Here is an 18,550-nt window from a genome sequence, read left to right on the forward strand (position 1 = left end):
GGAGGTGCCCGCGGTTGTCCTTCGAGCTTTGCACCGACGTCATGGTGCGTCCATACGTCGTACGCGACGCGACCGGCGGGTGCCCGGCGGTCCGGCGGGAGCCGCGCTGGCTACGATGGGCGGGCCGGTGGTCGTAGGGGCCGCGCGGCCCACCGAACCTCGGGAAGGCCATGCTGAACAAGTACGCGCGTGCCTTTTTTACGCGTGTCCTCACACCGTTCGCCGCGTTTCTGCTCCGCCGGGGCGTGAGCCCCGACGCGGTCACGCTCATCGGCACGGCCGGAGTGATGGCGGGAGCCCTGGTCTTCTTCCCCAGGGGAGAGTTCTTCTGGGGCACGATCGTCATCACCGTCTTCGTCTTCTCCGACCTGGTCGACGGCAACATGGCCCGGCAGGCGGGGATCTCCAGCCGCTGGGGCGCGTTCCTCGACTCGACCCTCGACCGGGTCGCCGACGGCGCCATCTTCGGGGGCTTCGCGCTCTGGTACGCGGGTACCGGCAACGACAACGTGCTGTGCGCGGTCTCCATCTTCTGCCTGGCCAGCGGTCAGGTCGTCTCGTACACCAAGGCGCGCGGAGAATCGATCGGCCTGCCGGTCGCCGTGAACGGCCTGGTGGAGCGGGCCGAGCGGCTCGTGATCTCGCTGGTCGCCGCGGGCCTCGCCGGACTCCACGCCTTCGGCGTGCCCGGCGTCGACGTCCTGCTGCCGATCGCGCTGTGGATCGTGGCCGTGGGGAGCGCGGTGACCCTCGGCCAGCGGGTGGTCACCGTACGGCGGGAGTCGGCGGAGGCCGACGCGGCCGCCGTCACGGACGCGCCCGGTGCGCGGGGGAACGAGGCGACGTCATGAGCGGGATGAAGGACCGGTTGACCGATTCCCTGTACGGGCTCGGCTGGGCGACCGTGAAGAAGCTGCCGGAGCCGGTGGCCGCCGGGCTCGGTCGGCGGATCGCCGACACCGCCTGGAGGCGGCGCGGCAAGAGCGTGCTGCGGCTCGAGTCGAACCTCGCGCGCGTGGTGCCCGACGCCACGCCCGCGCGCCTCGCGGAGCTGTCGCAGGCCGGCATGCGCTCGTACATGCGGTACTGGATGGAGTCCTTCCGGCTGCCGACGTGGAGCAAGGAACGGGTCGACAGCGGCATCGACATCAAGGGCGTCCACTACCTCGAGGACGGTCTCGCCTCCGGCCGGGGCGTCATACTCGCCCTCCCGCACCTGGCCAACTGGGACCTCGCCGGCGTGTGGGTCACCCGCTCGCTCGGCGTGCCGTTCACGACGGTCGCAGAGCGGCTCAAGCCGGAGACGCTGTACGACCGGTTCGTCGCCTACCGCGAGTCGCTGGGCATGGAGGTCCTGCCGCACTCCGGGGGCTCCGCCTTCGGGACGCTGGCGCGGCGGCTGCGGGACGGCGGCCTGATCTGCCTGGTCGCCGACCGCGACCTGTCGGCCTCGGGCACCGAGGTCACCTTCTTCGGGGAGACGGCACGGATGCCGGCAGGCCCCGCGCTGCTCGCCCAGCAGACGGGCGCGCTGCTGCTGCCGGTGACGCTCTGGTACGACGAGACGCCGGTCATGAAGGGGCTGATCCACCCGCCCGTCGACGTACCCGAGTCAGGTACGCGGGCCGAGAAGACGTCTGTGATGACACAGGCGCTGGCCGACGCCTTCGCCACCGGCATCGCGGACCACCCGGAGGACTGGCACATGCTGCAGCGGCTGTGGCTGAAGGACCTGGAGGAGCGCCCGCCGCTCGACGCGGAGCGCCCAACGGGCGGCGAGGAGCGTCCGCCGCTCGACGAGGAGCGACGGCCATGAAGATCGGCATCGTCTGTCCGTACTCGTGGGACGTGCCGGGTGGCGTCCAGTTCCACATCCGGGACCTCGCCGAGCACCTGATCAGGCTCGGCCACGAGGTCTCGGTGCTCGCCCCCGCCGACGACGAGACACCGCTGCCGCCGTACGTCGTCTCGGCGGGGCGCGCCGTACCGGTGCCGTACAACGGCTCGGTGGCGCGGCTGAACTTCGGCTTCCTGTCGGCGGCGCGGGTACGGCGCTGGCTGCACGACGGCACCTTCGACGTCATCCACATCCACGAGCCGGCCTCGCCCTCGCTCGGCCTGCTGAGCTGCTGGGCGGCGCAGGGGCCGATCGTCGCCACCTTCCACACGTCGAACCCGCGCTCGCGGGCGATGATCGCCGCGTACCCGATCCTGCAGCCCGCGCTCGAGAAGATCAGCGCGCGGATCGCGGTGAGCGAGTACGCGCGGCGCACCCTGGTCGAGCACCTCGGCGGCGACGCGGTCGTCATCCCCAACGGCGTCGACGTCGACTTCTTCGCGCGGGCCGAGCCGAAGGAGGAGTGGCAGGGCGAGACCCTGGGCTTCATCGGCCGGATCGACGAGCCGAGGAAGGGCCTCCCGGTCCTGGTCAAGGCGCTCCCGAAGATCTTCGCGGAACGGCCCGGGGCACGGCTCCTGGTCGCCGGGCGCGGCGACGAGGTGGAGGCGGTGGCCTCGCTGCCGCGCGAGATGCGGGAACGGGTCCAGTTCCTCGGGATGGTCAGCGACGAGGACAAGGCGCGGCTGCTGCGCAGCGTCGACGTGTACGTGGCGCCGAACACCGGCGGCGAGAGCTTCGGGATCATCCTGGTCGAGGCGCTGTCGGCGGGAGCGCCGGTCCTCGCCTCGGACCTGGACGCCTTCGCCCAGGTCCTGGACCAGGGCGCGGCGGGCGAACTCTTCGCCAACGAGGACGCGGACGCCCTGGCGGACGCGGCGATCCGGCTGCTCGGGGACGAGGCCCGGCGCAAGGAGCTGCGCAAGCGCGGCAGCGCGCACGTACGGCGCTTCGACTGGTCGACGGTGGGCGCGGACATCCTCGCGGTCTACGAGACGGTGACGGACGGCGCGGCCTCGGTCGCGACGGACGAACGCGTGGGCCTGCGGGCGCGGTTGGGACTGGCGTCGCGGGACTAGGGGGCCCTTGGCGCGGCCGGTGGGTGTCTGTTCCAGCAGACACCCACCGGCCTGCTCCACCCGCCGGAACAGATGCCCACAACCGGTGCCAATTCCGGTCGTCACCGCCGCCCCGGTAGCCTGTGCGCCCGTGACCCAAACCCTGATCTGGACCGTCGTCGCGCTGATCGCGATCGGCATGTACCTCAGCTGGACCGCCGGCCGTCTCGACCGGCTGCACGCGCGGATCGACGCGGCGCGCGCCGCCCTCGACGCCCAGCTGCTGCGCCGCGCCTCGGTCGCCCAGGAGCTGGCCACGTCCGGCGTGCTCGACCCGGCCGCCTCGATCGTGCTCTACGAGGCCGCCCACGCCGCCCGGCAGGCCGAGGAGGATCACCGTGAGGTCGCCGAGAGCGAGCTGAGCCAGGCGCTGCGCGCCGTGTTCGGCGAGCCCGAGCAGGTCGAGGCGGTACGGGAGGCCCCGGGCGGCGAGGAGGCGGCGGGCGAACTCGCGGCGGCCGTACGCCGCGTACCGATGGCCCGCAGGTTCCACAACGACGCCGTGCGCGCCGCGCGGGCGCTGCGCCGCCACCGCAAGGTGCGCTGGTTCCGGCTCGCGGGCCACGCCCCCTTCCCGCTGGCCTTCGAAATGGACGACGAACCGCCCGTCGCCCTTGCCGATCGCCCGGCCTGACCCCCGTCACCTGCGAAAACAACGAAAACGATCCACCGGCTCCACATTGGCCCTTGATGTGGACTGGTGGAGGAATGTTTCCTCACTCTTGTCTCAGCACCGCTTTCACGAGTGAGGTCCCCGTGTCCACCACGCTTCCCAACAGCACCCAGTCTGCAGATTCCTCGGCGATCGGCACCTCGCGCGTCAAGCGCGGCATGGCCGAGCAGCTCAAGGGCGGCGTGATCATGGACGTGGTCAACGCCGAGCAGGCGAAGATCGCCGAGGACGCCGGCGCCGTGGCCGTCATGGCCCTGGAGCGGGTCCCCGCCGACATCCGCAAGGACGGCGGCGTGGCCCGGATGTCCGACCCGAACATGATCGAGGAGATCATCGGCGCGGTCTCCATCCCCGTCATGGCCAAGTCCCGCATCGGCCACTTCGTCGAGGCCCAGGTCCTGCAGTCCCTCGGCGTCGACTACATCGACGAGTCCGAGGTCCTCACCCCGGCCGACGAGATCAACCACTCCGACAAGTGGGCCTTCACGACCCCCTTCGTCTGTGGCGCCACCAACCTGGGCGAGGCCCTGCGCCGCATCGCCGAGGGCGCGGCCATGATCCGCTCCAAGGGCGAGGCCGGCACCGGCAACGTCGTCGAGGCCGTCCGCCACCTGCGCCAGATCAAGAACGAGATCGCCAAGCTGCGCGGCTTCGACAACAACGAGCTGTACGCCGCCGCCAAGGAGCTGCGCGCCCCGTACGAGCTCGTCAAGGAGGTCTCCGAGCTGGGCAAGCTGCCGGTGGTCCTCTTCTCCGCCGGTGGTGTCGCCACCCCCGCCGACGCCGCGCTGATGCGCCAGCTCGGCGCCGAGGGCGTCTTCGTCGGCTCCGGCATCTTCAAGTCCGGCGACCCGGCCAAGCGCGCCGCCGCCATCGTGAAGGCCACCACCTTCTACGACGACCCGAAGATCATCGCGGACGCCTCCCGCAACCTGGGCGAGGCCATGGTCGGCATCAACTGCGACACCCTCCCCGAGTCCGAGCGCTACGCCAACCGCGGCTGGTAATCACTCATGACCAATCCCGTGATCGGTGTCCTGGCCCTCCAGGGCGACGTACGGGAGCACCTGATCGCCCTGGCCGCGGCTGACGCCGTGGCCAGGCCGGTCCGGCGCCCCGAGGAGCTCGCCGAGGTCGACGGCCTCGTCATACCCGGCGGCGAGTCCACCACCATCTCCAAGCTGGCCGACCTCTTCGGCCTGATGGAGCCGCTGCGCGAGCGCATCGCCGCCGGCCTGCCGGTCTACGGCACCTGCGCCGGCCTGATCATGCTCGCGAACAAGATCCTCGACCCGCGCTCGGGCCAGGAGACCTTCGGCGGCATCGACATGATCGTCCGCCGCAACGCCTTCGGGCGGCAGAACGAGTCCTTCGAGGCGGGCGTCGCCGTGCGGGGGATCGAGGACGGCCCCGTCGAGGGCGTCTTCATCCGTGCCCCGTGGGTCGAGTCCGTCGGCGCCGAGGTCGAGGTGCTCGCCGAGCACGAGGGCCACATCGTCGCCGTACGACAGGGCCGGGCCCTGGCGACCTCGTTCCACCCGGAGCTCACCGGTGACCACCGCATCCACGCCCTGTTCGTCGACATGGTGCGCGCCGCGGTGTGACGAGGTCCCGGTAGGATCTCTGGGGTTCGTTCAGAAATTGGTTACGCGAAGGAGACAGGCAGATGTCCGGCCACTCTAAATGGGCTACGACGAAGCACAAGAAGGCCGTGATCGACGCCAAGCGCGGCAAGCTCTTCGCGAAGCTGATCAAGAACATCGAGGTCGCCGCCCGGACCGGCGGCGCCGACCTGGACGGCAACCCGACCCTCTTCGACGCCGTGCAGAAGGCGAAGAAGAGCTCGGTCCCGAACAAGAACATCGACTCGGCGATCAAGCGCGGCGGCGGCCTCGAGGCCGGCGGCGTCGACTACGAGACGATCATGTACGAGGGCTACGGCCCGAACGGTGTCGCGGTGCTCATCGAGTGCCTCACCGACAACCGCAACCGTGCCGCCTCCGACGTCCGCGTCGCCATGACCCGCAACGGCGGCTCCATGGCGGACCCGGGCTCGGTCTCGTACCTGTTCAACCGCAAGGGCGTCATCGTGCTGCCCAAGGGCGAGCTCACCGAGGACGACGTCCTCGGCGCCGTCCTCGACGCGGGTGCCGAAGAGGTCAACGACCTCGGTGAGAGCTTCGAGGTGATCAGCGAGGCCACCGACATGGTCGCCGTCCGTACCGCCCTCCAGGAGGCCGGTATCGACTACGACTCGGCGGACTCCAACTTCCTGCCGACCATGCAGGTCGAGCTGGACGAGGAGGGCGCGCGCAAGATCTTCAAGCTGATCGACGCACTGGAGGACAGCGACGACGTGCAGAACGTCTTCGCCAACTTCGACGTCAGCGACGAGGTCATGGAGAAGGTCGACGCCTGAGGTCGATCGCTCGGACGGCGGGCCGACGGGGACACACCCCCGTCGGCCCGCCGCCGTTTGTGCGGCGTTGTCAGTGCCAGCGGATAGCCTGCACAAACAGATTGACGAATACAGGTCGACGTACGGTCCAGGGAGGGGCTCAGGTGCGCGTGCTCGGGGTGGACCCGGGGCTGACCCGGTGCGGTATCGGTGTCGTCGAGGGGGTGGCCGGCCGTCCGCTGACCATGCTCGGCGTCGGGGTCGTACGGACCCCGGCGGACGCGGAGACCGGCCTCCGGCTCGTCGCCATCGAGCGGGGCATCGAGGAGTGGCTCGACCGGTTCTCGCCCGAACTGGTCGCCGTGGAGCGGGTGTTCAGCCAGCACAACGTCCGCACGGTCATGGGTACCGCCCAGGCCAGCGCGGTCGCCATGCTCTGCGCCTCCCGCCGCGGCATCCCCGTCGCCCTGCACACCCCCAGCGAGATCAAGGCCGCCGTCACCGGCAGCGGACGGGCCGACAAGGCGCAGGTCGGCGCCATGGTGACCCGGCTGCTGCGGCTCTCCGCCCCGCCGAAACCGGCCGACGCGGCGGACGCCCTCGCCCTCGCCATCTGCCACATCTGGCGGGCTCCGGCCCAGAACCGCCTGCAGCAGGCGGTCGCCGCGCACCACGCACACCACGCATCGAAAGGCCGTTCCGCATGATCGCCTTCGTCAGCGGCCCGGTCGCCGCGCTCGCCCCCACCACCGCGGTCGTCGAGGTCGGTGGTGTCGGCATGGCCGTCCAGTGCACGCCGAACACCATCGCCAGGCTGAGGATCGGTCAGGAGGCCAGGCTCGCCACGTCGTTGGTGGTCCGGGAGGACTCCCTGACGCTGTACGGCTTCGCCGACGACGACGAACGTCAGGTCTTCGAACTGCTCCAGACCGCGAGCGGTGTCGGTCCGCGCCTCGCCCAGGCCATGCTCGGCGTGCACAGCCCGGACGCGCTGCGGCTCGCCGTCGCCACGGGTGACGAGAAGGCGCTCACGGCCGTCCCGGGCATCGGGAAGAAGGGCGCGCAGAAGATCCTCCTGGAACTGAAGGACAAGCTCGGCGCCCCGCTGGGCACCAGCGGCCTCGTCGGCGCCCAGCGCGCGGTGGCCTCCGGCCCGGTGCCGTGGACGGAGCAGCTCTCCGCGGCGCTGATCGGCCTCGGCTACGCGTCGCGCGAGGCGGAGGACGCGGTGGCGGCGGTGACCCCGCAGGCGGAAGCGGCGATCGCCGCGGGCGGCACGCCCCCGGTCCCCCAACTCCTCCGAGCGGCCCTCCAGACCCTGAACCGCGCCAGATAACCGTGCGGGGCGCCTTTCCCCACCCAGCCAGAATCAGCCTCGCCGGCGATTGAGGCGCGGGGTCTGGGGCGGAGCCCCGGTTCGGGAAGGGGCGGGGTGGGGAAAGGGCCCGCCGCAGGCGCCCCCCACCCGCACACCACCACCGCACCACCACCACGAAGGCAGACCACGTGAACTGGGACGACGACACCGCACCGCCCACCGACGAGCGCATCGTCGCCGCGGCCGCCGAGGGTGACGACCAGGCCGTCGAGGCGGCGCTGCGCCCCAAGGACCTCAACGAGTTCGTCGGCCAGGAGAAGGTCCGCCAGCAGCTCGACCTCGTCCTCAAGGCCGCCCGCCAGCGCGGCGCCACCGCCGACCACGTCCTGCTCTCCGGCGCCCCCGGCCTCGGCAAGACCACCCTCTCGATGATCATCGCGGCCGAGATGAACGCCCCGATCCGGATCACCTCCGGCCCCGCCATCCAGCACGCCGGCGACCTCGCCGCGATCCTCTCCTCCCTCCAGGAGGGCGAGATCCTCTTCCTCGACGAGATCCACCGGATGTCCCGGCCCGCCGAGGAGATGCTCTACATGGCGATGGAGGACTTCCGCGTCGACGTCATCGTCGGCAAGGGCCCCGGCGCCACCGCCATCCCCCTGGAGCTGCCGCCCTTCACCCTGGTCGGCGCCACCACCCGGGCCGGGCTCCTGCCGCCCCCGCTCCGGGACCGCTTCGGATTCACCGGCCACATGGAGTTCTACGCCCCCTCCGAGCTGGAGCGCGTCATCCACCGCTCGGCCGGACTCCTCGACGTCGAGATCGACACCGCCGGAGCCGCCGAGATCGCCGGCCGCTCCCGCGGCACCCCCCGGATCGCCAACCGCCTCCTGCGCCGCGTCCGCGACTACGCCCAGGTCAGGGCCGACGGCGTGATCACCCAGGACATCGCCGCCGCCGCGCTCGGCGTCTACGAGGTGGACAGCCGCGGCCTGGACCGGCTCGACCGCGGCGTCCTGGAGGCCCTCCTCAAGCTCTTCGGCGGCGGTCCCGTCGGCCTGTCGACCCTCGCGGTCGCCGTGGGGGAGGAGCGGGAGACCGTCGAGGAGGTCGCCGAGCCCTTCCTCGTACGCGAAGGTCTCCTGGCCCGCACGCCCCGTGGTCGGGTCGCCACTCCCGCCGCATGGACACATCTCGGACTGGTTCCGCCGCAGGCAGCGGCCCCGGGCGCGCCAGGAAGCGGACAACAGGGGCTCTTCGGGGCGTGACGACGCGGTGACGGCGCGGAGACTGGTCGGACGAGGAACCACGGTGCGATGCTGGACGTTGTTCCAATGATGCGGACTCGCCTAGACTCCGCCGATGCCGACCTTTCTGGTCGGCGCGCCCACCCCCGAAGATCAGGCCGCGGGTTCTCCGCGTCCGTGCGAAGGAAACCCGTCCCGTGAGTATCGTGACCCTCCTCCCCTTCATCGTCCTCATCGGGGCCATGTTCCTGATGACCCGCTCTGCGAAGAAGAAGCAGCAGGCGGCCGCGCAGATGCGCGACGAGATGCAGCCCGGCACCGGTGTGCGGACGATCGGGGGGATGTACGCCACCGTCAAGGAGATCGCCGACGAGACCGTCCTCCTCGAGGTCGCGCCCGGCGTCCACGCCGTCTACGCCAAGAACGCGATCGGCGCCGTTCTCCCCGACGACGAGTACAACCGCATCGTCCACGGCGACGAGCCGGACGCCGAGACGGTCGTCCCGGACGACGCGTCCTCGCTGACCGAGTCGGAGGCGGGGGAGCCGGCCGAGGTCGTCGAGGACACCAAGCCGGACCTGACCAAGAAGGTCGAGGCCGTCGAGGCCGACGCCGAGGTCAAGAAGGACGGCAAGACGGACGGCGAGACCGAGGCGAAGTAGTCGCGACCGGGGACCGCGGATCGCCCACAGGCGTCCGCGGTCCCCGGCACGGTTGCAGGTCTGCGGGGGCAGGTCCCCACACACACATCGTGGCCGTACCGCGCACACCCGGCGCGGGACGGTTGGACAGGGAGAAACGACAAGGTGGCAGCACCGAAGAAGGGCCGAAGGCCGGCGGGGGGCCCGGGGGGCCAGAGCAGGCCGGGGCGTGCCCTGGCTCTGATCCTTATCGCCATGGTCGCGCTCACGGGCGGTATGTTCTGGTCCGGCCACACCACGCCGAGGCTGGGCATCGACCTCGCCGGTGGTACGTCGATCACGCTCAAGGCGAAGGCCGAGCCCGGCAAGGAAGACGCCGTCAACGAGACCAACATGAACACCGCGGTCGGCATCATCGACCGCCGTGTCAACGGTCTGGGTGTCTCCGAGGCCGAGGTCCAGACGCAGGGCCGCGAGAACATCATCGTCAACATCCCCCGGGGTGTGAACGAGAAGCAGGCCCGTGAGCAGGTCGGTACGACCGCTCAGCTCTACTTCCGGCCCGTCGTGACCTACGCGCCGTCCGCGGCCGCCGAGCAGCCGGCGCCGAGCGCCAGCTCCTCCACGTCGCCGAAGCCCTCGGCTTCCGGCGCGACGGCGGACAAGGGCAAGGACGGGAAGTCGGCCACGCCGTCGGCGAGCTCCTCCACCCAGGGCCGCGCGGTCTCCGAGGCCCTGAAGGCCCCGAGCCCGACGCCCACCCCGAGCGGCTCCGCCAAGGGCTCCGAGACCCCGAAGCCCACCGGCACCCCGAGTGCCGACCCCGCGACCTCCGCCCTCGAGCAGAAGTTCGCCACCCTGAACTGCCTCGACCCGAAGCAGCGGTCCGCCGCCGCCCAGGGCACCAAGCCCGAGGACTCGGTCGTCGCCTGCGGCAAGAACTCGATCGGCCAGTGGGAGAAGTACATCCTCGGCCCGGCCGAGGTGGACGGCACCGACGTCGACGACGCCCAGGGCACCTTCGACCAGCAGCGCGGCATGTGGATCGTGAACATGGAGTTCACGGACGAGGGCGCCAAGAAGTTCTCGAAGATCACCAGCAAGCTGTCGCAGCAGCAGGAGCCGCAGAACCAGTTCGCCATCGTCCTGGACGGCGAGGTCGTCTCGGCCCCGTCCGTGCGGACGACGCTGAGCGCCAACGCGGAGATCTCCGGCAGCTTCAACCAGCAGTCCGCCCAGGACCTCGGCAACATCCTGTCCTACGGCGCCCTGCCGCTCTCCTTCGAGACCCAGAGCGTCGACACCGTCACCGCCGCCCTCGGTGGTGAGCAGCTGGAGGCCGGTCTGATCGCCGGTGCCATCGGCCTCGGTCTGGTCGTCCTCTACCTGGTGGTCTACTACCGGGGACTCTCCCTGATCGCCCTGCTCAGCCTCGGTGCCTCGGCCCTGCTGACGTACGTGATCATGTCCCTGCTCGGCCCGGCCATCGGCTTCGCGCTGAACCTGCCGGCCGTCTGTGGTGCCATCGTCGCCATCGGTATCACCGCCGACTCGTTCATCGTCTACTTCGAACGCATCCGCGACGAGGTCCGCGAGGGCCGCAACCTGCGCCCGGCCGTCGAGCGCGCCTGGCCGCGTGCCCGCCGCACGATCCTGGTCTCCGACTTCGTGTCGTTCCTCGCTGCCGCCGTGCTCTTCGTCGTCACCGTCGGCAAGGTCCAGGGCTTCGCGTTCACCCTCGGTCTGACCACCCTGCTCGACGTCGTCGTGGTGTTCCTCTTCACCAAGCCGCTGATGACGCTGCTCGCCCGGACCAAGTTCTACGGCGGCGGTCACGCCTGGTCCGGCCTCGACCCGAAGCGCCTCGGCGCCAAGCCGCCGCTGCGCCGCTCCCGCCGTACCAACGCCCCCGTCGACCACCCGAAGGAGGCGTGAGATGGCGAAGAAGCGCGACAGTCTCGGCGCCCGGCTGAACCGCGGTGAGGTCGCCTACGACTTCATCGGCAACCGCAAGCTCTGGTACGGCATCTCCATCCTGATCACCATCACGGCGATCGTGGCGCTGGCCGTCCGCGGCCTGAACATGGGCATCGAGTTCCAGGGCGGTGCCGTCTTCACCACCCCGAAGTCCGAGGTCTCGGTCTCCCAGGCCCAGGAGTACGCGGAAGAGGCCTCCGGCCACGAAGCGGTGGTGCAGAAGCTCGGCAGCGGCGCGCTGCGCATCCAGGTCGGCGGTCTCGACACCTCGCAGTCCGACAAGGTCCGTGCCGAGCTCGCCAAGGACCTCAACATCGCCGAGAACAAGATCGCGGCGGAGTTGGTCGGCCCCAGCTGGGGCGAGCAGATCGCCAACAAGGCATGGACCGGTCTCGCGGTCTTCATGATCCTGGTGGTCATCTATCTCGCCATCGCCTTCGAGTGGAGAATGGCGGTCGCGGCGCTCATCGCCCTGATCCACGACCTGACCATCACCGTCGGCATCTACACACTGGTCGGATTCGAGGTCACGGTCGGTACGGTCATCGGTCTGCTGACGATCCTCGGCTATTCGCTGTACGACACCGTCGTCGTCTTCGACTCCCTCAAGGAACAGACGAAGGACATCACCAAGCAGACCCGGTACACGTACAGCGAGCTGGCCAACCGCTCGATCAACGGCACCCTGGTCCGCTCGATCAACACCACCGTCGTCGCCCTGCTGCCGGTCGCCGGTCTGCTCTTCATCGGTGGTGGCGTCCTCGGCGCCGGCATGCTGAACGACATCTCGCTGTCGCTCTTCGTCGGTCTCGCCGCCGGTGCGTACTCCTCGATCTTCATCGCCACCCCGCTCGTCGCCGACCTCAAGGAGCGCGAGCCGGCGATCAAGGCCCTCAAGAAGCGCGTGCTCGCCAAGCGGGCGTCGGCGGCAGCCAAGGGCGAGAGCCTGGAGGACGCCGACGCGGACGAGCACCGTGACGCCTTCGACGAGGACGACGACCGCAGCGCGGTCGTCGGCCAGCGCGGCCGTCGTGGCCGGGCGTCGGAGCAGCGCGGATGACCGCGGAGGCCCAGGACACCACCGCCCTGCTCCTCAGCAGGATCCGGGACGTCCCCGACTACCCGAAGCCGGGCGTGCTGTTCAAGGACATCACGCCGCTGCTCGCGGACCCGGTGGCGTTCACCGCGCTGACCGACAGCCTCGCCGCGCTGTGCGCCACGCACGGTGCGACGAAGATCGTCGGCCTCGAGGCGCGTGGCTTCATCCTGGCCGCGCCGGTCGCCGTCCGCGCGGGCCTCGGCTTCGTCCCGGTCCGCAAGGCCGGAAAGCTCCCCGGAGCGACCCTGCGGCAGGCGTACGAGCTGGAGTACGGCACCGCCGAGATCGAGGTGCACGCCGAGGACCTGGCCGCGGGTGACCGCGTCATGGTCATCGACGACGTCCTCGCCACCGGCGGCACCGCCGAGGCGTCCATCGAGCTCATCCGGCGCGCCGGGGCCGAGGTCGCGGGCGTCGCCGTCCTCATGGAGCTGGGCTTCCTGCCCGGCCGCGCCCGCCTGGAGCCCGCGCTGGGCGGCGCTCCGCTGGAGGCGCTGATCACGGTCTGACACCACGGCACCCGCCAGTGGTGAGAGGGCGCCCCGGGGAATCCCCGGGGCGCCCTCGCCGTTCTCCCGGTATGTCCCGGAACGGGGCCCACGGGCGCGTGGCGCCCGTCTCACCACTCGCACGCGTGAGCATGGCGGCCCCCGGGTCGATACCATGGCCTTTCCGGGCCTGACCGGGGGACCCGGTACCGCACGAGGAGCGCTCTTGCCAGACGAGGCCCAGCCACTCTCCGCCGCGCAGCCCGACCCGAAGGCCGAGAAGGCCGTTGCGTCAGGCGGAACCGCGACGCCCCAGAACAAGCCCGCGGAGAGCAGGCCCACGCCCGTGGCCCCCGCCCCGGCACCGGCCCCCGCACCGGCCGCCCCCACGCCGAAGCCCGCGCCCACCCCCGCCACCCGCTCCGGCGGCTCCTCCAACCGCGTGCGCGCCCGCCTCGCCCGGCTCGGCGTGCAGCGCTCCTCCCCGTACAACCCGGTCCTCGAACCGCTGCTCCGGATCGTCCGCTCCAACGACCCGAAGATCGAGACGGCGACCCTCCGCCAGGTCGAGCGCGCCTACCAGGTCGCCGAGCGCTGGCACCGCGGCCAGAAGCGCAAGAGCGGCGACCCGTACATCACGCACCCGCTCGCCGTCACCACGATCCTCGCCGAGCTGGGCATGGACCCGGCGACGCTGATGGCCGGTCTGCTGCACGACACCGTCGAGGACACCGAGTACGGCCTCGACACCCTCCGCCGCGACTTCGGCGACCAGGTCGCCCTCCTCGTCGACGGCGTCACCAAGCTCGACAAGGTCAAGTTCGGCGAGGCCGCGCAGGCCGAGACCGTCCGCAAGATGGTCGTCGCCATGGCCAAGGACCCGCGCGTCCTGGTCATCAAGCTCGCCGACCGCCTGCACAACATGCGCACCATGCGCTACCTCAAGCGGGAGAAGCAGGAGAAGAAGGCCCGCGAGACCCTCGAGATCTACGCGCCCCTGGCCCACCGCCTGGGCATGAACACCATCAAGTGGGAGCTGGAGGACCTCGCCTTCGCGATCCTCTACCCCAAGATGTACGACGAGATCGTCCGCCTCGTCGCCGAGCGCGCCCCCAAGCGCGACGAGTACCTCGCCATAGTGACCGACGAGGTCCAGACCGACCTGCGCGCCGCCCGCATCAAGGCCACCGTCACCGGCCGCCCGAAGCACTACTACAGCGTCTACCAGAAGATGATCGTCCGCGGCCGTGACTTCGCGGAGATCTACGACCTGGTCGGCATCCGTGTCCTCGTGGACACCGTCCGCGACTGCTACGCGGCCCTCGGCACCGTCCACGCGCGATGGAACCCGGTCCCCGGCCGGTTCAAGGACTACATCGCGATGCCGAAGTTCAACATGTACCAGTCGCTGCACACGACGGTCATCGGACCCAACGGCAAGCCCGTCGAGCTGCAGATCCGTACGTTCGACATGCACCGCCGCGCCGAGTACGGCATCGCCGCGCACTGGAAGTACAAGCAGGACCCCTCCGCCGGGGCCTCCAAGGTGCGCACCGACGTGCCGAAGAGCGCCGGCAAGGACGACCACCTCAACGACATGGCGTGGCTGCGCCAGCTGCTCGACTGGCAGAAGGAGACCGAGGACCCGGGCGAGTTCCTGGAGTCCCTGCGCTTCGACCTGTCGCGCAACGAGGTCTTCGTCTTCACCCCCAAGGGCGACGTCATAGCGCTGCCCGCCGGGGCCACCCCCGTGGACTTCTCCTACGCCGTCCACACCGAGGTCGGCCACCGCACCATAGGGGCCCGGGTCAACGGCCGGCTCGTCCCGCTGGAGTCGACCCTCGACAACGGCGACCTGGTCGAGGTCTTCACCTCCAAGGCCGCCGGCGCCGGGCCGTCCCGCGACTGGCTGGGCTTCGTCAAGTCGCCGCGCGCCCGCAACAAGATCCGCGCCTGGTTCTCCAAGGAGCGCCGCGACGAGGCGATCGAGCAGGGCAAGGACGCCATCGCGCGGGCCATGCGCAAGCAGAACCTGCCGATCCAGCGGATCCTGACCGGCGACTCGCTCGTCACCCTCGCCCACGAGATGCGCTACAGCGACATCTCCTCGCTGTACGCGGCGATCGGCGAGGGCCATGTCACCGCCCAGTCCATCGTCCAGAAGCTGGTCCAGGCGCTCGGCGGCGAGGAGGCCGCCACCGAGGACATCGCCGAGACCGCACCGCCCACGCGCGGCCGCTCCAAGCGCCGCTCCAGCGCCGACCCCGGTGTCGTCGTCAAGGGCGTCGAGGACGTCTGGGTCAAGCTGGCCCGCTGCTGCACGCCCGTACCCGGCGACCCGATCATCGGCTTCGTCACCCGCGGCAGCGGCGTCTCGGTGCACCGCAGCGACTGCGTCAACGTCGACTCGCTCTCGCGCGAGCCGGAGCGGATCCTCGAGGTCGAGTGGGCGCCCACCCAGTCCTCGGTCTTCCTGGTGGCCATCCAGGTCGAGGCCCTGGACCGGTCCCGGCTGCTCTCGGACGTCACGCGCGTCCTGTCGGACCAGCACGTCAACATCCTGTCGGCGGCCGTCCAGACCTCCCGCGACCGGGTGGCCACCTCCCGCTTCACCTTCGAAATGGGCGACCCGAAGCACCTCGGCCACGTCCTGAAGGCCGTCCGCGGCGTGGAGGGCGTCTACGACGTCTACCGCGTGACGTCGGCCCGCCGGCCGTAACGGCCCACGCCTGGAGAAGGGGTTCCGTGCGTTCGCTACGGGGCCCCTTTCTCTTTGGTAACCCAATATGCTTGAGGCGCAGGCGAGTTGGGGCCGAGACGTGTGCACTACGGGGGCGGGAGTGGCTGAGCGGTCGAACATGATCAGCGGGCGATTCCGTATGCTGTCGCAGCTCGGGGCCGGCGGAATGGGCGAGGTCTGGGAAGCCCTCGACACCACGCTCGACCGCAGGGTCGCCGTGAAGCTGATCCGGTCCGACTTCGCTTCGGGCGACATGCGGACGCGCCTACGGCGCGAGGCCCAGGCGCTGGCGCGGATCGCACACCCCAACATCGTCGCCGTGTACGACGTGGGCGTGGACCACGAACAGCCCTACCTCGTCATGGAACTGCTCGAGGGCGTGGACCTGAGGCGCCTGCTGGCCGAGTGCGGCCCGCTGCCATCGGACACGGTCCGGGAAGTGGTTGCCGGAATGTGCGCCGGGCTCGCCGCGGCACACGGAGTCGGAGTGCTGCACCGGGACGTCAAGCCCGGAAACGTACACCTCACCAGGACGGGCCGGGTGGTTCTCCAGGACTTCGGGATCGCCCATCTGCTGGACACCAAGGGGCTCACCGCGACGGGCGCCATCATCGGCACGCCCGGCTACATGCCGCCCGAGGTGCTCACAGGGCAGGGCATAGGTCCCGCCGCCGACATGTACGCCCTGGGCACCTGTCTGTACGAGATGCTCAGCGGTCGGCCGGCCTTCGGGCGAGGGGACGCGTTCGCGCGCATGTACCAGGTCGTGCACGAGCAGCCGGATCCACTCCCCGGCGACATGGGGATTCCCGCCGATCTGGCCGGGCTCGTTGACCGATTGCTGAGCAAGGAGCCGGCCGACCGGCCCGCCCCGTCGGAGGTGATGGGGGACCTGAGCCGGCCGGCACACGGGGACCAGTTGGTCGCCCGGGCTGTCACCGGGGCGCTTCGGGACCGTGCCCTGGGACAGTTCGCTCAAGGCCCCGCCCACCCCCGCCCGGAAACCGTGGTCGTCCCGACGGATGTCCCCAGCTCCGCACCGCCGTCGAGTGCCCCCGAGGTCCGGCCTGGCGACGGGGCCGCGGCAGGGCATGGGGCGGACGTGACCCTCAGCAGTCTGACCCGTGCCCACATCTTGCGCGCCATGTCGCCGGAGGCCGCGGAGGCGAAGCAGCGCGAGGCCGTCAACCTGGTGCTGCGCGGCTCGCTCGAGGAGGCAGTGGACCTGCTCAGCGGGGTCGCCGAAGTCTGGCGCTCGGCCTACGGGCCGGACCACCCTTCGACTCTCACCTGTGCCTACTGGCAGGCCGTTTGCCTGGCGCGACTCGGAGCCGGGCCGGAGGCACTGGCCAAGTTCGGTGTCGTCTCCACCGGTGTACAGCAGGCACTCACCCCGCATGGAAGAGGATGACGAACACGTGTCGACAACGATCCAAGTGCGTGTGACCGGCACAGCCGACATCGAGGACGAGCTGCGCTCACTCCTGCGCTGGCTCAAGGCCGACGACGAAGTCGGACCCTTCGCGCACGGAGTCCTGGCCGGCTCCGCCCCACCCCGCCCCGAGCACATGGGGACCCTGCTCGACCTCATCTCCCTGACCGTGGCGAGCGGGCTGTCCGCCACCCAGCTGGCCGTCGCCATCGGCCAGTGGCGCGCCTCCCGCCGCCGGACGCCCGACGTGACCCTGCGCCGGGGGGACACCGAGGTCACCGTGACCGGCGCGGACGCGGGGACCGTTCGTGCCATCGCCGAACTGATGGTTGAGCCCGGCCCGGAGGGGCGGCCCGATGACGGGGGGACTGCCTGACCCCTCCGCCTCGGCAGCCGTACTGATCGGCACCTCCAGCTACCTGCACCTGCCGCAACTGCCAGCGGTCGAGACGAACGTCTCGGACCTCGCGGCCGTCCTCCAGGATCCGACGGTGTGGGGTCTGCCAGGTGCGCACACTCTCACGGTGGTCGAGCCCGAGACACCCGCCGCCCTGCTTGATCCGGTGTATGCCGCAGGAGAACGGGCCTCGGACACCCTGCTCGTGTACTACTGCGGGCACGGGCTGAGGGACTCGGACTCGGCGGACCTGTACGTCGGCCTCACCGGCTCCCGGGAAGGACTGGGTTATACGGCGGTCGAATACCGACACCTCCGCGCCGCGATTCTCGCCTCCCCGGCCCGCCGTAAGATCGTCGTTCTGGACTGCTGCTTCAGCGGCCGGGCCGCGCGAACTCTCAGCTCGCCCCACGCCCTCGCAGCCCAGGCCGGTGTCCAAGGCGCCTACGTACTGACTGCCTCGCCCCGCGACCACGTGGCCCTCGCCCCCGAGGGTGAACGCCACACGGCATTCACCGGCGAGCTGCTCCACGTGCTGACCCGAGGCCTCCCCGACGAGCCGGAGACTCTCGACCTGGAGACGCTCTACCGCGCCGTGGATGCCCGGCTGCGCTCCAAGAACCGGCCGCTGCCCCAGCGCAGCCAAGAGAATGACATCGGCCGTCTCCCGCTCGTCCGCAACCGTGCCCAAGCGGCACCGGGAGGGTCTGCCGGACCCGTCATCGATGCCGAGGTCGAGGCCGCGATGATCTCGTCGGGCCTGCAGCTGGCCCGTCTCCTCCGGACCGCCGGACGGGGACGCGACGCGCTGCCGGTCCTGCGCATGATCCTCCAGAGCAGTGTTCCGGACGCGGACGGCGACTCCGTCGGTGTGCACCTGGAGCTGGCCGAGCTGCTCACCGAGACGGGCCAGGACCAGCAGGCCATCGAGGTGCTGGAGAGCGCGTTCCACCACACCCACAAGCGGTTCGGGCCCGAAGCGGTCACGGTCTGCCGCCGCCTCGCGGAACTTCTGCAGACCGCCGGGAACCACAGCCAGGCATGCGAGGTGCTCCGGCACGCCCTGGACAGCGTGGAGAGAGCGGCGCAGCCGCCTCGGCAGCCCTGACACCCGCGCAACGCAGA

At 70.6% G+C, this 18,550-nt stretch carries 18 protein-coding genes; all 18 read left to right on the forward strand.

What is annotated here, in order from left to right:
- Positions 1 to 170 precede the first annotated feature (170 nt).
- The 18 genes from pgsA (at position 171) to AB0F56_RS06590 (ending at position 18,533) form a co-directional block, all read left to right on the forward strand.
- Entirely contained in the window at positions 171 to 851 is a 681-nt protein-coding gene (pgsA, locus tag AB0F56_RS06505; protein ID WP_362004747.1) for a phosphatidylinositol phosphate synthase, read from the forward strand.
- Positions 848 to 1,816 (forward strand): phosphatidylinositol mannoside acyltransferase, encoded by a 969-nt coding sequence (locus tag AB0F56_RS06510; protein WP_362004750.1) that lies wholly within the window; start codon positions 848 to 850, stop codon positions 1,814 to 1,816. The genes pgsA and AB0F56_RS06510 overlap by 4 nt, the downstream gene beginning before the upstream one ends.
- The gene (locus tag AB0F56_RS06515) at positions 1,813 to 2,976 is read left to right on the forward strand and encodes a glycosyltransferase family 4 protein (protein WP_362004753.1); all 1,164 of its coding nucleotides are present in this window, start codon (positions 1,813 to 1,815) and stop codon (positions 2,974 to 2,976) included. The genes AB0F56_RS06510 and AB0F56_RS06515 overlap by 4 nt, the downstream gene beginning before the upstream one ends.
- 130 nt (positions 2,977 to 3,106) lie before the next feature.
- The gene (locus AB0F56_RS06520; RefSeq protein WP_362004755.1) at positions 3,107 to 3,649 is read left to right on the forward strand and encodes a hypothetical protein; all 543 of its coding nucleotides are present in this window, start codon (positions 3,107 to 3,109) and stop codon (positions 3,647 to 3,649) included.
- Positions 3,650 to 3,723: 74 nt separating this feature from the next.
- Positions 3,724 to 4,695, forward strand: a complete 972-nt coding sequence (gene pdxS, locus AB0F56_RS06525) for a pyridoxal 5'-phosphate synthase lyase subunit PdxS (protein ID WP_362004757.1) — start codon at positions 3,724 to 3,726, stop codon at positions 4,693 to 4,695.
- Between the two features lie 6 nt (positions 4,696 to 4,701).
- Positions 4,702 to 5,292: a pyridoxal 5'-phosphate synthase glutaminase subunit PdxT gene (gene pdxT, locus AB0F56_RS06530; protein WP_362004760.1), complete on the forward strand. Its 591-nt coding sequence runs from the start codon at positions 4,702 to 4,704 to the stop codon at positions 5,290 to 5,292.
- 62 nt (positions 5,293 to 5,354) lie between these two features.
- Positions 5,355 to 6,107, forward strand: coding sequence for a YebC/PmpR family DNA-binding transcriptional regulator (locus AB0F56_RS06535; protein WP_260230384.1), 753 nt, complete (start codon positions 5,355 to 5,357; stop codon positions 6,105 to 6,107).
- A gap of 143 nt (positions 6,108 to 6,250) precedes the next feature.
- A complete protein-coding gene (gene ruvC, locus AB0F56_RS06540; RefSeq protein WP_362004764.1) occupies positions 6,251 to 6,793 on the forward strand; it encodes a crossover junction endodeoxyribonuclease RuvC in 543 nt (180 codons plus the stop codon).
- A complete protein-coding gene (gene ruvA / locus AB0F56_RS06545; protein ID WP_362004766.1) occupies positions 6,790 to 7,422 on the forward strand; it encodes a Holliday junction branch migration protein RuvA in 633 nt (210 codons plus the stop codon). Before ruvC ends, ruvA begins: the two co-directional genes overlap by 4 nt.
- A 170-nt stretch (positions 7,423 to 7,592) precedes the next feature.
- Entirely contained in the window at positions 7,593 to 8,672 is a 1,080-nt protein-coding gene (ruvB, locus tag AB0F56_RS06550; RefSeq protein WP_362004770.1) for a Holliday junction branch migration DNA helicase RuvB, read from the forward strand.
- A gap of 176 nt (positions 8,673 to 8,848) precedes the next feature.
- Positions 8,849 to 9,313: a preprotein translocase subunit YajC gene (gene yajC / locus AB0F56_RS06555; protein ID WP_362004773.1), complete on the forward strand. Its 465-nt coding sequence runs from the start codon at positions 8,849 to 8,851 to the stop codon at positions 9,311 to 9,313.
- A gap of 144 nt (positions 9,314 to 9,457) precedes the next feature.
- Positions 9,458 to 11,227, forward strand: a complete 1,770-nt coding sequence (secD, locus tag AB0F56_RS06560) for a protein translocase subunit SecD (RefSeq protein WP_362004775.1) — start codon at positions 9,458 to 9,460, stop codon at positions 11,225 to 11,227.
- 1 nt (position 11,228) lies between these two features.
- Positions 11,229 to 12,329: a protein translocase subunit SecF gene (gene secF / locus AB0F56_RS06565; protein ID WP_362004778.1), complete on the forward strand. Its 1,101-nt coding sequence runs from the start codon at positions 11,229 to 11,231 to the stop codon at positions 12,327 to 12,329.
- A complete protein-coding gene (locus AB0F56_RS06570) occupies positions 12,326 to 12,877 on the forward strand; it encodes an adenine phosphoribosyltransferase (RefSeq protein ID WP_362004781.1) in 552 nt (183 codons plus the stop codon). Before secF ends, AB0F56_RS06570 begins: the two co-directional genes overlap by 4 nt.
- A 205-nt stretch (positions 12,878 to 13,082) precedes the next feature.
- A complete protein-coding gene (locus AB0F56_RS06575) occupies positions 13,083 to 15,575 on the forward strand; it encodes a bifunctional (p)ppGpp synthetase/guanosine-3',5'-bis(diphosphate) 3'-pyrophosphohydrolase (protein WP_362004784.1) in 2,493 nt (830 codons plus the stop codon).
- 160 nt (positions 15,576 to 15,735) lie between these two features.
- The gene (locus tag AB0F56_RS06580) at positions 15,736 to 17,007 is read left to right on the forward strand and encodes a serine/threonine-protein kinase (protein ID WP_362004787.1); all 1,272 of its coding nucleotides are present in this window, start codon (positions 15,736 to 15,738) and stop codon (positions 17,005 to 17,007) included.
- A 31-nt stretch (positions 17,008 to 17,038) separates the two neighbouring features.
- Positions 17,039 to 17,404, forward strand: a complete 366-nt coding sequence (locus AB0F56_RS06585) for a hypothetical protein (RefSeq protein WP_362004790.1) — start codon at positions 17,039 to 17,041, stop codon at positions 17,402 to 17,404.
- Positions 17,385 to 18,533: a caspase family protein gene (locus AB0F56_RS06590; RefSeq protein ID WP_362004792.1), complete on the forward strand. Its 1,149-nt coding sequence runs from the start codon at positions 17,385 to 17,387 to the stop codon at positions 18,531 to 18,533. Before AB0F56_RS06585 ends, AB0F56_RS06590 begins: the two co-directional genes overlap by 20 nt.
- The last annotated feature ends 17 nt before the right edge of the window (positions 18,534 to 18,550 follow it).

Source organism: Streptomyces sp. NPDC026092, from assembly GCF_040638605.1.
Lineage (GTDB): Bacteria > Actinomycetota > Actinomycetes > Streptomycetales > Streptomycetaceae > Streptomyces.

Coding starts and splice junctions, on each gene's coding strand:
- AB0F56_RS06535 (WP_260230384.1), top strand. CDS start 5,355: ATGTCCGGCCACTCTAAATGGGCTACGACGAAGCACAAGAAGGCCGTG.
- AB0F56_RS06570 (WP_362004781.1), top strand. CDS start 12,326: ATGACCGCGGAGGCCCAGGACACCACCGCCCTGCTCCTCAGCAGGATC.
- pdxS (WP_362004757.1), top strand. CDS start 3,724: ATGTTTCCTCACTCTTGTCTCAGCACCGCTTTCACGAGTGAGGTCCCC.
- secF (WP_362004778.1), top strand. CDS start 11,229: ATGGCGAAGAAGCGCGACAGTCTCGGCGCCCGGCTGAACCGCGGTGAG.
- ruvA (WP_362004766.1), top strand. CDS start 6,790: ATGATCGCCTTCGTCAGCGGCCCGGTCGCCGCGCTCGCCCCCACCACC.
- AB0F56_RS06580 (WP_362004787.1), top strand. CDS start 15,736: ATGCTGTCGCAGCTCGGGGCCGGCGGAATGGGCGAGGTCTGGGAAGCC.
- AB0F56_RS06590 (WP_362004792.1), top strand. CDS start 17,385: ATGACGGGGGGACTGCCTGACCCCTCCGCCTCGGCAGCCGTACTGATC.
- pgsA (WP_362004747.1), top strand. CDS start 171: ATGCTGAACAAGTACGCGCGTGCCTTTTTTACGCGTGTCCTCACACCG.
- pdxT (WP_362004760.1), top strand. CDS start 4,702: ATGACCAATCCCGTGATCGGTGTCCTGGCCCTCCAGGGCGACGTACGG.
- AB0F56_RS06515 (WP_362004753.1), top strand. CDS start 1,813: ATGAAGATCGGCATCGTCTGTCCGTACTCGTGGGACGTGCCGGGTGGC.
- AB0F56_RS06510 (WP_362004750.1), top strand. CDS start 848: ATGAGCGGGATGAAGGACCGGTTGACCGATTCCCTGTACGGGCTCGGC.